Origin of the sequence: Bacillus sp. cl96 (genome assembly GCF_900100505.1) — a bacterium.
Lineage (GTDB): Bacteria > Bacillota > Bacilli > Bacillales > Bacillaceae_G > Bacillus_A > Bacillus_A cereus.
This window is the reverse complement of sequence record NZ_FNDM01000002.1, coordinates 310332-324292: the sequence shown is the minus strand read 5'-3', so window position 1 is coordinate 324292 and position 13961 is coordinate 310332. Positions and strand designations below refer to the sequence as shown.

Below are 13961 nucleotides of genomic sequence, written 5' to 3'. Positions count from 1 at the left end.
ATCCTGATTCATATGATTGGAGAAGATGAAAAACCAATGAAGCCAAGTATCAGGTTTGAATTTAACTCGTCACAAATATACACTCGGAGCAGATCATTTGTTGTATCATTAAAACCACCCGCTCATGACGGGTGGTTTTGATTAATTTAAGGCTTTGTCTACAGCGTTCACTATACTTATATAGTCTGATTCAATTTGTCCCTTGTCTTTGTGACACAGTGCAACAAATCCGATAGAGAAGCTATCAAATAAGTCTTTTGTTTGCTCTATATATTGCCCTTCTTGTATATTCATAGAAGAGAAGTGATAACTAGGTAAGTTTTTTATATCTTCTAACACTGAAATATCTTTAACAAATCCAGATTTCTTACATACTAAAAATACAATGGTTACATTTGTATTTAACGTATAGTCTTTTGATACTTCTTCATAGCAACCTGCCAGGTATCGCACTGTTTTGTCTAGTGGACTATCACCTGTTGCTATTCTACAAAAATTAGGGTGACCTCCCCCATGTAGCCTTGCTCCTACCTCAATCAATCTCGGTCCGTCTTCAGTTAACATAAGCTCAAGGTGTGATGGCCCAAATTTTATACCAATTGCGTCTAGAGCTTGTTTAGCGTATTCTACTATATTTTCATAGTCTATCTCTTCTGCAGAAACCCACTCCATATAGTCATATATCGCCATTAAATTTCCATTATCAATCTTTTTATATCTACATATATCGCACACTACATGATTACCTTCATAACTGAAAAAATCAACTACGTATTCGACGCCTACTACGTATTCTTGTACTACTAACTCTTCATTTACTATATCTAATTTATTCATTTTTCCAAGAAGGTCATTAAAGACTCCTTTCCAGTCATCTCCATTTTTAACCCTCGTTACTCCATCTGTACCAGCACTTTTAGGGGGCTTTATTACAATATCCTTGTTTTTGATTGTTTCTAACCAGTTCTCAACCTCAGTGATGTCATTTGTACATATCTGATTTATGGTTGGTAAATTATTCGACACTAAAGCCTTGTGCATGTTCCCTTTATGTCTTCTTACTTCTATTAAGTGCTTATCATTTGAAAATGATGGAGTTATTATACTTGCCAAGGTTTCTGCCAGTTCAACACCAGGCTCAGCCCCTGCGATTATACACTTTGGATTTAATTTTTTAATAGTATCTACTAGCTTGTTTATATCACCATCATTAACAATAACATCAAAAAATTCATGTAGTTTTAAAGATGATTTATAGTTTTCTAACGGTTCTACTGTAGACATCAATGCAATAGGACACAGGCCAAAAGATTTTAGCGCTTCTGCGTACAAGGCTCCTGATGAATATGGATCAACAACTATAATTACATCTTTATTTGTAGTTAACATGTTAAATCATAGGCTTTTTTACAAAACCTTATCCATGAGTCATGAACGTCAGGCGATACCCCTCTAGCCCTTACCGCTGCATGCGTTAGTCCTTTTTCAATAACAAGCTCGGATTGTATATTATTTTCTTGTAGTCTGTTATGGTATTCCACACTGTCTATTAATAATGAGTCAACTTCAGCTCCCATGATATAGGCAGGCGGTAGGTTATGAAATTTTCCGTTTATTAAAGGTGAAACGAATACGTTAATCAGTTCATCCTGTTTTGCGTAACATGACGTATAAAATTCCATTTCTCCACCTGTAAGTAAAGGTGCATCCTCGCCACCGTGTTTCCATCTATGAAAATCTAATAGAGGACTTATTAGTGCCTGTCCTGAAATTAAAGGACCATTTCTGTCCCTACATAACATGCACAGGGAAACTATCATATTAGCCCCAGAACTTTCGCCGCATAATACTATATTTCCTTTTAAATTCAGCACTTCTTTATTGAGAGATATATAGTTAATAATGTCATAACAATCTTCTAATGCAGATGGGAACTTACTTTCTGGAGACATTCTAAAATCTGCTGCTATTGTGACCAATCCTGTATTACTGCAGAGCTCAGCAACAAGTTTATCGTGAGTCTCTAAATTCCCTAATACAAACCCGCCCCCTCTGATGTATACCAAAATCCCATCTTTTTTAATATTCTTTGGTGTATATATCCGCATTTTTTTTTCTACGTTAAAGTGTGGGACGATAACGTCTCTGCTGCTTACATCTGTAACCTCAGGCACCGGAAATGCCTCCCCCAATTCGGAGTAAAGAGCTCTCTGTATACTTACATCTTTTTTGTAAGAATCTGGAGGGTATACTGAATTTACTTTATCAATAAACTCAGATATTCCAGGTGCGTATTGTGGTTTAGAGTCGATTTTCATGTTTTACATTCCTTCTTTCTTAAATTTATATTTTCAAATAGTGTTTCTTACACACAATATTAGTTAATGTGATACCAATAATTTCACTTAAATCTAAATATTTATATTAGAACTTGTAAAACTAACTGGCCAATTATTACCATTGTAATCAGCCACAACGGTAATCTTTTTCATGCTTTTGATGTAAACAACCCCTACAAAGTTGCACGTTTCTAGTTTATTTATCACCAAATTATGCCATATACATCTTCTTTTGTTATCTTGATCAATCTTGCACAAATGAATTGGTCCACCTCTGTGTTTACATTGATTGTTAATAATCTTAGGTTTATCACCTAGTATTTCACAGTAGACTCCTTTGTTTTCATCCGGAAAAGAAATATGAAAATTCTGTATATTACCTCTAAATATTTTTACAGCCATTGGTTCAAATCACCTATCGAATATATTTCGTATTCGCATTCATCAGAAACAATTAAAGCACCGTGTAACCTATTTGCCTTGATTATAGTACCTTCGTTTGCTTTGAGTATAGTTGATTTACCAAATCCATTTAGAAACTCCATTTCGCCAGAGACGATATGACATAGCTCGTCGTTATCATGTGTATGTGTTATAGATAATTCACCCTTAGGTTCAACAAACCGTCCAACTGTAACTTTACCACTACTGCAACCTTCTTTTACCTTCGTGAAAATGATATCATGGGCATTTTTGTAGTATGATGCCTTATCTTTCCATTCTATTTGATCAGCAAAGTCCTTTTCTGCTAATTCGCCTAAAAATCTCGCTTCTTCAAATCCTCTTACAATTTCAACGGCAGCTGTTGTGCCGTATTTTTCTATAGCTGGTTTAACAAGATCATCAAACGCCGTTTTACTATGATGAGTATCAATATGGCAATGTTCCTTAAAATAATTTTCAAACATATTTGGTAGTGCATCTTTTAAGGCATCTAACCAAATCTTACAGCTAACTATAAACGACGTTTCTGCCAAAAATATTGCACCTATGTACCTAAATATATTTCTTTTATTTCTTGTAATCATATTATAGTAGTTTGCTAAAAGTAGACTAGTATTAAGATAGTATTGCCAATAATAATGCGGTACATTGTTTAGACCTGCTGACTCAAGCGTTTTTTCAAATAATGTAGAATGTCTTTGTTTGTGATCTCCATAGCCTAATTCGTCTATTATTATACGAAATAATGCGCTCCCCATTTCCCCATAATTACCTGATGAATATCTAGCCATAGGAGATGATTCTATTAAAAAGTCTGGGGCTAGCTGCAGTAGCCAATCTTGTGCTGCATTTTTTTTATCGATACTATTTTTAATACTCTCCGCAGAATCCATGGTCTTTTGGTCATACATAGAATTAATATAGTCGTTAAAATAATCTTCAACTAATTTTAGATTCCAATTATCTGACACTTTAATTTCATCATTCAAAAACGAGAATAAATAATTTTCAAGATACGGTATGGCAACACCAGCTGCAGCCAATCTTTTATCATCATAAAAATCGTTGAAGTCTGTATAGCATAAATCACCTTTAGTAGGAAGGTATAAAAAGCTAGTATCATTCATAGAAAATAAAGCTCTATTTGCTGCAAAAGAAGAATACGAAAGCATATCTTTAAGCTCCAACGGTTCATCAAAGTTTATATGCTTTAGAACATGTGGTCTTATGCGTCTACCATAGAAATTTTCTTCATATCTATTGTCATTATCGTAGAACAAAGGGGAATTGCAAAAATATAACAATGCATCCTTTGCTAGCGCTTTGTCTCCAAAATTATCAGTAATTTTTGGTTCTAGTACAGATTTTTTATATTCCATAATAACACTCCTAGTTTTGTATAATAGTTATCTTATTATTTAAATCGACCATTAATTTGTAGCTATTATTTTTAGATAGAAAAATAGGTTTTTCAAAAGGATGAAAAGCTTGATGCCAATGAGATACATCACTTACGTCATTGGAAACACGGACTCCATTAAAGTCCATAACAAAGTAAGATAAAACACCGTGACAAACTGAATCCACACTTGGATTTATATCTATATGCGTGACTTTAACATCGCCCTGTTTAAAATCATATGGGCGCAATACAAAGGTTTCTGACATGGATTCAAAGTTATATACACTAGCTTTTACTGGGAAGTAACATTGTGAACTATACTGATTAATAGACGATAAATCGAACCCTAATATGTCATCCTGTACACTGTTTAGGCCAAACATATCTTCGCTGTTTACAAGACATCCATATTGTGTAACAAGTCCTGGAAGAACAATTGTTTTATCGTTTGAAATGCGTTGGATATCTTTGGATATTTCACGATAACCTTCTCCAATAACCCCACAATCGAACGTTTCAGTAAATATAATATCTGGTGAAAAATCCAATATCTTTTTATCAATTAATTCAGATGACTTCATGTTTACAACGGTCACAATATCAGAAAATCCTGCTTTATCTATGTTATACTGCGCTAGTTCGGCTAGTTCTTCATTCACTTCACAAGTTACTACCTTTTTTGCTCCTTGTCTTGCAAAAAGGAGAGCTATCAACCCTGCACCTGTACCGATTTCAAAAACCGTTTTACCTTCCACATCCATCCTAGAAATTCCTTCAAATATAGTATTGTTTCTTATCCTATCCGATAACATAGAGAAATGCCACGTTGGAAAAGTACGATTCTTACTTATGGTCGCGATCATGTTTAAAACTACCTCCTTTTGTTTTTGCATTATTCTAATAATTATGATAAATTAATATAAACTATTATTTTAAAAAACAAATTCAAACTCAAATTCAGCTACATATTTAACCTTAAATCTTCAGTTTCAAGGTTGAATATATTATTTTTTCACAAAATATCTATTTTATTTATCCATCGATTTTTGTAGTTGCAAATATTTCGGGCATATCTGCTAGATTTTCATTTTCAATTGTATTACTAGCGCCTAAGATTGCTACCAAACAAAGAATTAATGCTACCTTTTTCATCGATTTCCTCCTGCAAAGTTAATTTGTACGTCCGAAATAGTTGAAGGTTATTATTCTTATAATCTACCTTTTATGACCAGTTCTCCTATAGTGCTCGCAAAGTATACTAGGAGAATGAATTGTTAACTTAAAACAAACTGTAGTTGGTGGTTTCGGAAGTACATTTTTATAATAAACCACTCTTAAACTCAGTTTTATGCAAATTCTGCATATTTCTAATAGGAGAGTGAAATAAATGAACATTGCTTCTCACGGAAAAGCAATTCGTAGAATAAGAAAAATAAGGGGACTATCACAATCTGAACTAGGGGATGGGATTGGAGGACAATCTTTCATAAGTAGAATCGAACATGGATTAGTCTTACCGTCAATCGATACTTTATTAATAATTGCCAATCGTTTGGAAGTTCCCCTCGAATACTTACTGGAAAGCTTTCGTACTGAAAATTTTCAACATATTACAAATAAAAAGAAAGAATTACGCTATTTAGTCGGGCAAGGTTTGTATCCTGAAGCTCTCCAAATTAGCAAAAATGAGCTCAAAGCTTACAATTCCGATGTTGACTATGTTTGCTTCTTGAAATGGGTGGAAGCAATTTCCGAGTATAAATTAGGAAAAATACGGTACCAACAATGTATAGCAAAGCTACAAGAAATACTAGAAAGTAAAGACACTTACTTTTCAGACCGAAATTTATTTTTAGATGTACAGAGCTCGATTGCTACGGTTTACTTAAGCGCTGGAATGCTCCAACAAGCCATTAAAAACTATGAGAAAATTATAGAGGATAATTTTATATACACTGATGAAAATTTCAAGGTAATTGTTCTATATAATTATGCAAATGCTCTTAAAAGAAACGGATTATTTAAGAAGGGGATAGAAATATCAGAAAAAGCTATTTCTATGGCAAAAATATCTGGTAAGTCCGTTGTAATCGGACCACTTTACTACATTTTGGGTGAATGTAAAGAAGGGTTACATTTTCATTTTGATGAAATCAAAGCTTGTTTCGATAAAGCGATATATTTTTTTAAGGCCTATGATAGATTAGACCTAATTGAAATAATGAAAAAAGAGCATAAGAAATACTATGACGAATAAATAGTCTCGTAGAAAGCTATATTTGAACTGGATTGTTGGAAACGAACATATCCCGAACTCATCCAATCCAATGCCCCTAGAAAGTTCTTCCGTTCGAGAGCCCAAGTTTCCAGACCCACTCTCTCAAATGGTATGTATGCGATATTGTGTCACCATGCCTAATACGAGATTCGTTACGTAACTATCGAATGAAAACATTTTATTAGTATATGATAGCGGATATTATACTATTCTTAATTCATCTTAAGAATTTAAAGATTATATGAAATACTATAACCAGCATAGATATCAGTGAAATTTAAAGAAGATGATTCCTGTTGGATACAGAAACCATCTTCTTACTGCCGCCTAACTTTTTTTATTGTCCTTTACAAAGGACCCAGATTAAATAAATACATAACTTTTCATATAGCCATTAATCTTGTTTAATTTCATTGGCATAGATAATATTTTCCCATATAAAAAACCTTCTATAGCAAATAGAAAAGCCGCTAAAAATAATATCCCGAGGAATTTTTTCAGTAGCTTTCCTTATTGCACTAGGAATTTTTCATCCCATATACTTATCACAAAAGGATCCAATATATTTTCACCGTAAAAACTCGTAAAAAATAATTAACTTGATTTTTTTCTTTTACTTTTTACATTTCGGTAAAACAAAGCAGCACTCAGCGGCATAACACCAAACCACTTATTCATAAATGGCTCTTTTTCAGCACGGCGTTGTTCTTTCTTTTGTTTTCGATCTTCTTTTGGAGCATCCATATACGACACAAACTGCTGCGTCACAAAGCGAACATAATCATTAGTAGACATATTATCATCACCTCTACTTGATTAGTATGTCCACTTTTTTATACATTAATCTTTTCCTTTAATTCATTCATAATTTGCTTTACAGACTTATTTGTCGTATCGATATGAATGTGAGCCTCTTCATAATAAGCTCGGCGTGATTCAAATTTCGTTACAAATGCATCTATATCTTTCTTTTGAAATAGTGGACGTGTCGTATCTTCACTAAGCCTTTCTGCAATTACATGCGGATCACAATATAAATACACGACAGTTCCGTTCTCTTTCATCCACTTGCGATTTTCTGCTCGTTCAATAATTCCCCCACCAGTTGTAATAATGACATTATGGACTGGTAGCGCACGTAACATTTCGCTTTCATATTCCCGAAAAGCCATTTCGCCTTCTTCGGCAAAAATATTTCGAATTGCCTTCTCTTGCTTCTCTTCAATTTTTTGATCAGTATCTACAACATCTATTTGAAGTTCTTTACTTAACGCTTTTCCAATTGTTGTTTTCCCTGCTCCCATATAGCCGGTTATGTATATAGATTTCATTTTCTGTCCTCTCAATCGTCATTTATTAATTGTTATTATAACGAAAGATGCTACTTTGTTTAATAAAAAAACGTTTTGTTCTTATACTATGAAGAACAAAACGTAACATTCGCTTTTACTTATAAGTACCTCTTCTCACCCACTGCGTTGCAATCCATTTCTCGCCTTTCGTTACAGGTGCCCCTCCGTGTAACGTAAGCTCATTTAGTGATTGACCTTGATAAAAATACTCAAAGTATACTGCCATTCCTTTTCTAGGATGTACAGAAAGATTTAATTTCGGGAAGTACGTTTCCCCGCCTTCTTCTACATCATTTAAGTACATTACAAGCGTACTAATACGATTGTTAGCAGCTGATCTACTATGTTCCGCAAAATAATCATAGTGTGCTTTATATTGTTGATCCACTTCATAATTTAAAATGTGTAATCCTTCACCATGCGACGCAGGAACATTCATGATAGATGAAATTCGTTTTTCAATCTTTGAAGTAAGCTCATTGTCTTCCAAAAATGCACCGCTACTTGTTCGAATATCATTTACATCACGTGATGAACCAATTTTAGAACGCTCCATTTTATTTTTAGACATTTCAATCAATTCATCACACTCTTCATCACTTAGTACATTTGCTAATACGACAATAAGAGGTTCTTCAAATTTTGAAATAATGTGTATTTCTCTATCTTCTGTCATAATCGTATTTCCTTTATGATCAAAAATAGTTTGTTCCTTATTTTCACCTATTTGATTGTTGTTTGTCATTTCCCTATTCTCCCTAAAAATAATGATTGGATAGCATGAATATATCATATTCTTTCTACCTTTCTCTTTTTTGAGAAAATTTAAACTTTTAATCATTATATTTATCCATTTCTTCTAAAAAATCAATTTAATTTACAATAGGAAACCTTGGTTTATTTACATATATTTTACATATTATCCTTCTATCCAATCGACTATTTTCCCATCCTTTTTTCTATACCGAAAACCTACCGTATAGAAAGCTTCCTGTTTGAGTGTGCACTGCAACGTAACGAGAATTAAATCATTTTCAAAGACATAATTTCCACTCGCTTCTCCCTTTTCATACTGAAAGAAAAATGTACCTTCTTTTTCTTTTTGCTGTAAATCTTTTTTTATATCTGTAATAGATCGGTTAAGTAATTCATCCAATAAAAACTTTTGTTCTATTTCTATATAAAATTTTTTATCTGTAAACAACATATTTGTTTCGTATATAAAAAAAGAAGTTAATAAAATAAGAAAGATAATCGTTCCAGGCATTGTAAATCCATTTTGCTTTCTCATACGTTTATTCCTATTTCGCTATATCGCATAACTACACCTTCATATATTTTCCCACTAGTATCTTTCACATTTATAATGAGTACATGAGGTGTTAGTTTGTAAGAAACCGTTCCAATATTTTGTAAAACAACTTCCCTCCCGCGCCTATTTACCTTTCTTATAAGACGACTATTCTCTTTTTCATACGATACTTCACTCCCATTACGCGATCGGAATCGTAAAATACTTTCTCCATTTTCAAATGCTAGCTGTTCTCCAGATGATACTTCACGAAACTCCAATTGCATTTGCCCTAAATACACATCCCACTCCCAATCATTTAATCCTTTTGACTGTTTATTTTCCATTTCAATGAAATGTAGGCGGGGAAAGAGCAAAAAAAATATTGATAATAGAAACAGACATACAATCATTTCTATTAATGAAAAACCAAATTCTAATTTATTTTTTCTCCTACATAAAAGCATTGTTCCATCATTCTGTCTTTCACATCTCTCCACATGGTACAAACTTCATTGCCTCCCCAATATGTGTAATACACAATTCCATTTATATTCTTTTCTATTATTCGCTTGTCTTCATTTCCATACATATATATAGCTGCTTCTTTTTTTAATAATCCAGTTGCCTTATAACGAATTTGTATATTTTTTCTTTCTTGCATAACTAATACTGTTTGCGGTAGTAGTAACGATACAGCCATCATTAAAACACTTAACGATACAATCATTTCAGCCATTATGGATCCTTTTTGACATTTCACGATACGTAAATCTCCCTCTTCCAAGCTGAAATACAATTTCATATTTATAATTTCGATACGAAATTATAATCGTACCACCTCTATTAATATTTCCACTTGGATTATATGTCATCGGATTTGGAAACGTATGCAAATCAATTTGTATATCTTCTTCATACTCTCGCTTGACGATATAATACTTTGTACCTGACTCTTTTATAGCATACATATTTCTATCTTTATGCCAACGTAATGTATAGTGCTTTTGACGGTTTATCGCTAATTGCTGCATATACAAAATATCATTTGAAAACTGTCTCAAAAATTGTTCAACTTTTTGTCGCTCGTATAAGGAATGAACACTAAAATACGTAACTATACTTAATACAGAAATAGCAAATAAAACGAGTAACATTTCTAAAAAAGTAAACCCCTGTTGTTTCACAATGCCCTAATTGATACTGCGCCATCATCTGAAATATGAATAGATTCGCCATTCGGGCACTTATCAGTTGTAATATACTTTTCATCTGTCAGTTCTTTTAACGATGGAATTTTATTATGTTGTAATTGATATACTTGTATTTGCGCTTCTATAGCTTTCACGTAAGCTGCACAACCTTTTCCTTGGACCGATGAGCGCTGTGTAACTACATTCGGAATAATTAATAGTAATAATATAGTTATGACAACCATTACTAATAGCATCTCTAACAGAGTAAACCCTTCCTCATTCTGCATACAAATGCCCCCTAAATAGAATTCATCATTTGAAACATCGGCATAATCATCGCTAAGTACATAAGGACAACGATTCCTCCAATACATGTAAATAAAATAGGCTGAATGATAACTAACATATGTTTAATTTTCCGTTCCATCTTTTCCATAATAAGATCGCTATAGTCACCTAATTCAATCCCTAAATTGCCGTTTGCTTGTCCATGCGTAATAACATAAGAAAGTTCTTTCTCGTAATACCCACTTTTAGCAATGATAGAATGTAACTGTTCTCCTCCAATTAATTGTCTTTCAATCCGGCTCGCTTCATATTTAAAGAACGGATGATATCTTTGCTCCATCATTATTGTTAAAGCTTCACATACTGATAGTCCACCTTTTAATAAACCACTCAACTGAGTAGCAAAATAATGTGAATGCTTTAAAATAAGAAATGTTTTGATGAGGGGAATACGAAGCATAATTTTTACCTGTCTAATATGTGGAAGTTTCCTAAAATACAACATGTATAAAATACCTCCAATAATAACAGTTAAAATAGCGGTTAAAATAATGTAAGGTAGCAGTTTTATTGCACTTAAAATTTGTTCTGTAAGTAGTGGTGTATTAGAACCGAACGAACTATAAACCATTTCAACCTGAGGTAATAAAATGAGTTTAAAAATAAAGAGCATGATTAGTAGAAAAAACATCAAAAACATAGGATACTGCATTATTTTCGTCATGTCTCTCCTATACTTATCTTTCTTATAAAGAAGTGCACTTCCTTGTTGCAAAGCAAAAGAAATATCACCATGTTGCTCGGCATAAAATAAATAACTTAACATGTCCTGATGAAACTTTAACTGATGAAAAGAATCGTGTAGACTTTTCCCATCTTTTAACCCCTCAATCATGCGCTGCAATTGTACTTTCTTTTCTACAGGTAATTGAAACTGTAAAAATTCTAATGCTTGTAAAAGAGAGTAGCCTTTTTCTAATAATTCTCCTAAACGTTTCAACAATACTACTTGATCACTTAAACTCCAAGTTTTCTTAAACATAAACATCTTCTTCTAAAAAACCTAAAGCATATCCTTTTCGTATTGACGATTCTAAAGTCTCATGTTTGTAAGTAACACATTCTCCACCAGCTTCTTTAAGCGCTTGTTTTAACTCATATCCATATAGTAGCTCATATATGCTAGCCTGCCTTACTTGCCTCATTGATTTACATAAAGTTGAGCACTTTCCTCTGCAAAACGGACACTTCAATTCGACAAGTCGCTGTGCAGCTACAGCCAATAAAGACTGTTCAATCTCTTGCCTCGTTATACCATAATCCATGAAGCGAATGATTGCTCCTTTCGCATCATTCGTATGCAGTGTTGTCATTACTAAATGTCCTGTCAAACTTGCTCTTATAGCTATTTTTGCTGTTTCTTCATCACGGATTTCACCGACTAAAATAATATCTGGATCATGACGTAAAATAGCCTTTAATCCTGTTTCATATGTGAGACCCGCTTTTTCATTTATTTGAATTTGTAATACATCGTCACTTCTTTTTTCAACCGGATCTTCAAGTGTAATGATGCGACGTGTTTTCTTTTTTCTAATTACCTCTAATAATGCATACATTGTCGTCGTCTTCCCAGATCCAGTCGGTCCAGTAAACACAAGTAGCCCCTGTGAATAGCGTAAAAACGAGAGTAGTTTTGCTGCCGTACTTGGAAATAACGAAAGATGTGATAAGGGCTGAACAGATGCTTGTAAATGAAGGCGAATAACGAGACTTTCTTGATATACTGTTGGAAGTGTTGAAAGGCGTAAATACACTTCTTGTCCATCAATTTGCAAATACAACGAACCATTCTGTGGCTTCCGTTTCTCGCCTATGTCCATAGATGCTAAAAATTTGAAATGTGAGACAAGTTTTTCTCCAAACTCCTTTTCAATACACTGTCTCGTCATTAAATCTTTTCCTATACGTAGTTGCACCGCTACATCCTTCTGCCGGGGCACAATATGTAAATCTGACGCTTGTACCCTACACGCTTCTTTTAAAATTGCATTCGCAAAAATTTCAATCCCATTCATCACTTTTCCCTCCTCACTATGTATATAGCATGAAAACATGCGCAATAAAAATTTGGACTTTTGTATTTTCAATAGAGGAAAAAGGAAAAATATGTTTGTGAAATTATGAACAATTTCCGAATTATTGTCTGAAATTACCTATACTCATGTTTATCTGTATTATAATGTTATTATCTTGGATAAAGTGATAAAGGTGGAGATCCTCATGGAACAAGCTTTAAAAATTACAGGTGTATTATCTGACCCAACTCGTTATTACATTTATAAATATATTTCGCAAAAACATAGTTACGTAACGGTACAAGAAATTGCAGATGAGTTTGACATTCATCCAAACGTAGCGCGTTTACATTTATCTAAATTAGAAGATGTTCATATGCTAAAATCGGAAACGAAGAAAACTGGAAAAGGCGGACGACCGAGCAGATTGTATGTCTTATCTGAAGATGTTATCCAATTACAATTTCCATTCCGTGATTATCAATTGTTAGCAAGAATCGCATTTAATTCTTTACTTAGTCTTGGTGCTGCTGGTGAGAAAGCGCTATACGAAACAGGAAAACAATTCGGAGCTGAATTAATGCAACAACATATGCAACGTTTAAATGTGAGTGAAGATGCTTTAACAGTGGAACAAAAAGTTCAAATTGCAAAAGAAGCTTTCTCAACAGCTGGCTTATCACCTGCATTTGAATTAAGTGCAGATGGAACAAAAATTTTCTATGATGTACACAATTGTCCATTTAAAGAAGTTGCTGTTCATCATCCAACTGAAATTTGTAACATGCACGGAGATATGATGAAAGGGATTTTTGAAATCCTATTCCCTAACATGGAATTAACTCGAAATGATAGTCTATTAGATGGATGTAAATCTTGTAATTATAAACTAACAATTTAATTTTTCATATAAAAAGAAGCCAATAATAATTGGCTTCTTTTTATATGAACAAATATTTACAATAGTAAGAAAAATAAACTATAATGAGGTGAGGTTTACTTTTTTTAGAAAAGGAGGGAGATGGCATGGAGCGCATGTTTCGCGTTCTCGGCTTTTGGACTGGAATTTTCTCGGTTATGTTTTACGTAGGGGATATGCAACCGGCCGCACTACTATTTTTAGGACAAACAGGTTTCTTCGTACTTTTAAGCTATTTAAAATTAACAGAGCGTATGTATATATACGTATTTGGGGCATATTTAACTGTTTTCTTCATAGGATTTACATACTACACGACATTCTTACTTGTGCCTGGGGCTGGACATTAAAAGATGGCATTTTGCCATCTTTTT

Annotated in this window: 18 protein-coding genes and 1 pseudogene; 4 read left to right on the top strand and 15 right to left on the bottom strand. The window is 33.4% G+C overall.

The window, feature by feature from the left end:
* Positions 1–141 precede the first annotated feature (141 nt).
* From BLT20_RS06050 to BLT20_RS06030, 5 genes are all read right to left on the bottom strand, one after another.
* A complete protein-coding gene (locus BLT20_RS06050) occupies positions 142–1389 on the bottom strand; it encodes an ATP-grasp domain-containing protein (protein WP_000958346.1) in 1248 nt (415 codons plus the stop codon).
* A complete protein-coding gene (locus tag BLT20_RS06045) occupies positions 1383–2318 on the bottom strand; it encodes an alpha/beta hydrolase (RefSeq protein WP_000687285.1) in 936 nt (311 codons plus the stop codon). The genes BLT20_RS06050 and BLT20_RS06045 overlap by 7 nt, the downstream gene beginning before the upstream one ends.
* Positions 2319–2411: 93 nt before the next feature.
* Complete coding sequence (locus tag BLT20_RS06040) at positions 2412–2741, bottom strand: Rieske 2Fe-2S domain-containing protein (RefSeq protein WP_000268745.1); 330 nt, start codon at positions 2739–2741, stop codon at positions 2412–2414.
* Complete coding sequence (locus BLT20_RS06035) at positions 2732–4162, bottom strand: iron-containing redox enzyme family protein (protein WP_000455863.1); 1431 nt, start codon at positions 4160–4162, stop codon at positions 2732–2734. The genes BLT20_RS06040 and BLT20_RS06035 overlap by 10 nt, the downstream gene beginning before the upstream one ends.
* Before the next feature lie 10 nt (positions 4163–4172).
* On the bottom strand, positions 4173–5048 hold the full coding sequence (locus tag BLT20_RS06030; RefSeq protein ID WP_000562119.1) for a 50S ribosomal protein L11 methyltransferase: 876 nt from the start codon (positions 5046–5048) through the stop codon (positions 4173–4175).
* Between the two features lie 524 nt (positions 5049–5572).
* Between BLT20_RS06030 and BLT20_RS06025 the strand changes: the two genes are divergently transcribed.
* Both BLT20_RS06025 and BLT20_RS31245 read left to right on the top strand, forming a co-directional pair.
* Positions 5573–6442 (top strand): helix-turn-helix domain-containing protein, encoded by an 870-nt coding sequence (locus BLT20_RS06025; protein ID WP_001017515.1) that lies wholly within the window; start codon positions 5573–5575, stop codon positions 6440–6442.
* A 247-nt stretch (positions 6443–6689) separates the two neighbouring features.
* A pseudogene (locus BLT20_RS31245) lies at positions 6690–6794 on the top strand (IS3 family transposase); the annotation flags it as partial.
* A gap of 263 nt (positions 6795–7057) precedes the next feature.
* Here the strand turns inward: BLT20_RS31245 and BLT20_RS06020 are convergent.
* The 10 genes from BLT20_RS06020 to comGA form a co-directional block, all read right to left on the bottom strand.
* Positions 7058–7258: a YqzE family protein gene (locus BLT20_RS06020; protein ID WP_000106083.1), complete on the bottom strand. Its 201-nt coding sequence runs from the start codon at positions 7256–7258 to the stop codon at positions 7058–7060.
* A 38-nt stretch (positions 7259–7296) separates the two neighbouring features.
* Positions 7297–7794: a shikimate kinase gene (locus tag BLT20_RS06015; protein WP_000836646.1), complete on the bottom strand. Its 498-nt coding sequence runs from the start codon at positions 7792–7794 to the stop codon at positions 7297–7299.
* Between the two features lie 115 nt (positions 7795–7909).
* On the bottom strand, positions 7910–8560 hold the full coding sequence (locus BLT20_RS06010) for a 2OG-Fe(II) oxygenase (protein ID WP_000183858.1): 651 nt from the start codon (positions 8558–8560) through the stop codon (positions 7910–7912).
* Between the two features lie 174 nt (positions 8561–8734).
* On the bottom strand, positions 8735–9106 hold the full coding sequence (gene comGG, locus BLT20_RS06005; RefSeq protein WP_001231316.1) for a competence type IV pilus minor pilin ComGG: 372 nt from the start codon (positions 9104–9106) through the stop codon (positions 8735–8737).
* On the bottom strand, positions 9103–9573 hold the full coding sequence (comGF, locus tag BLT20_RS06000) for a competence type IV pilus minor pilin ComGF (protein ID WP_000923101.1): 471 nt from the start codon (positions 9571–9573) through the stop codon (positions 9103–9105). The genes comGG and comGF overlap by 4 nt, the downstream gene beginning before the upstream one ends.
* On the bottom strand, positions 9543–9845 hold the full coding sequence (locus BLT20_RS05995) for a hypothetical protein (RefSeq protein ID WP_000829468.1): 303 nt from the start codon (positions 9843–9845) through the stop codon (positions 9543–9545). Before BLT20_RS05995 ends, comGF begins: the two co-directional genes overlap by 31 nt.
* On the bottom strand, positions 9838–10293 hold the full coding sequence (gene comGD, locus BLT20_RS05990; RefSeq protein ID WP_000813141.1) for a competence type IV pilus minor pilin ComGD: 456 nt from the start codon (positions 10291–10293) through the stop codon (positions 9838–9840). Before comGD ends, BLT20_RS05995 begins: the two co-directional genes overlap by 8 nt.
* The gene (comGC, locus tag BLT20_RS05985; protein ID WP_001178684.1) at positions 10290–10589 is read right to left on the bottom strand and encodes a competence type IV pilus major pilin ComGC; all 300 of its coding nucleotides are present in this window, start codon (positions 10587–10589) and stop codon (positions 10290–10292) included. The genes comGD and comGC overlap by 4 nt, the downstream gene beginning before the upstream one ends.
* Positions 10590–10600: 11 nt before the next feature.
* Positions 10601–11638 carry a competence type IV pilus assembly protein ComGB gene (comGB, locus tag BLT20_RS05980; protein ID WP_016125800.1) on the bottom strand — a complete coding sequence of 346 codons (1038 nt, stop codon included), beginning with the start codon at positions 11636–11638 and terminating at the stop codon, positions 10601–10603.
* A complete protein-coding gene (gene comGA, locus BLT20_RS05975) occupies positions 11625–12668 on the bottom strand; it encodes a competence type IV pilus ATPase ComGA (RefSeq protein WP_001013170.1) in 1044 nt (347 codons plus the stop codon). Before comGA ends, comGB begins: the two co-directional genes overlap by 14 nt.
* A 205-nt stretch (positions 12669–12873) precedes the next feature.
* On the opposite strand from comGA, the gene BLT20_RS05970 reads away from it, so the two are divergent.
* The gene (locus BLT20_RS05970) at positions 12874–13569 is read left to right on the top strand and encodes a helix-turn-helix transcriptional regulator (protein ID WP_000434125.1); all 696 of its coding nucleotides are present in this window, start codon (positions 12874–12876) and stop codon (positions 13567–13569) included.
* 125 nt (positions 13570–13694) lie between these two features.
* Positions 13695–13937 carry a DUF2626 domain-containing protein gene (locus BLT20_RS05965; RefSeq protein ID WP_000440716.1) on the top strand — a complete coding sequence of 81 codons (243 nt, stop codon included), beginning with the start codon at positions 13695–13697 and terminating at the stop codon, positions 13935–13937.
* Positions 13938–13961 lie beyond the last annotated feature (24 nt).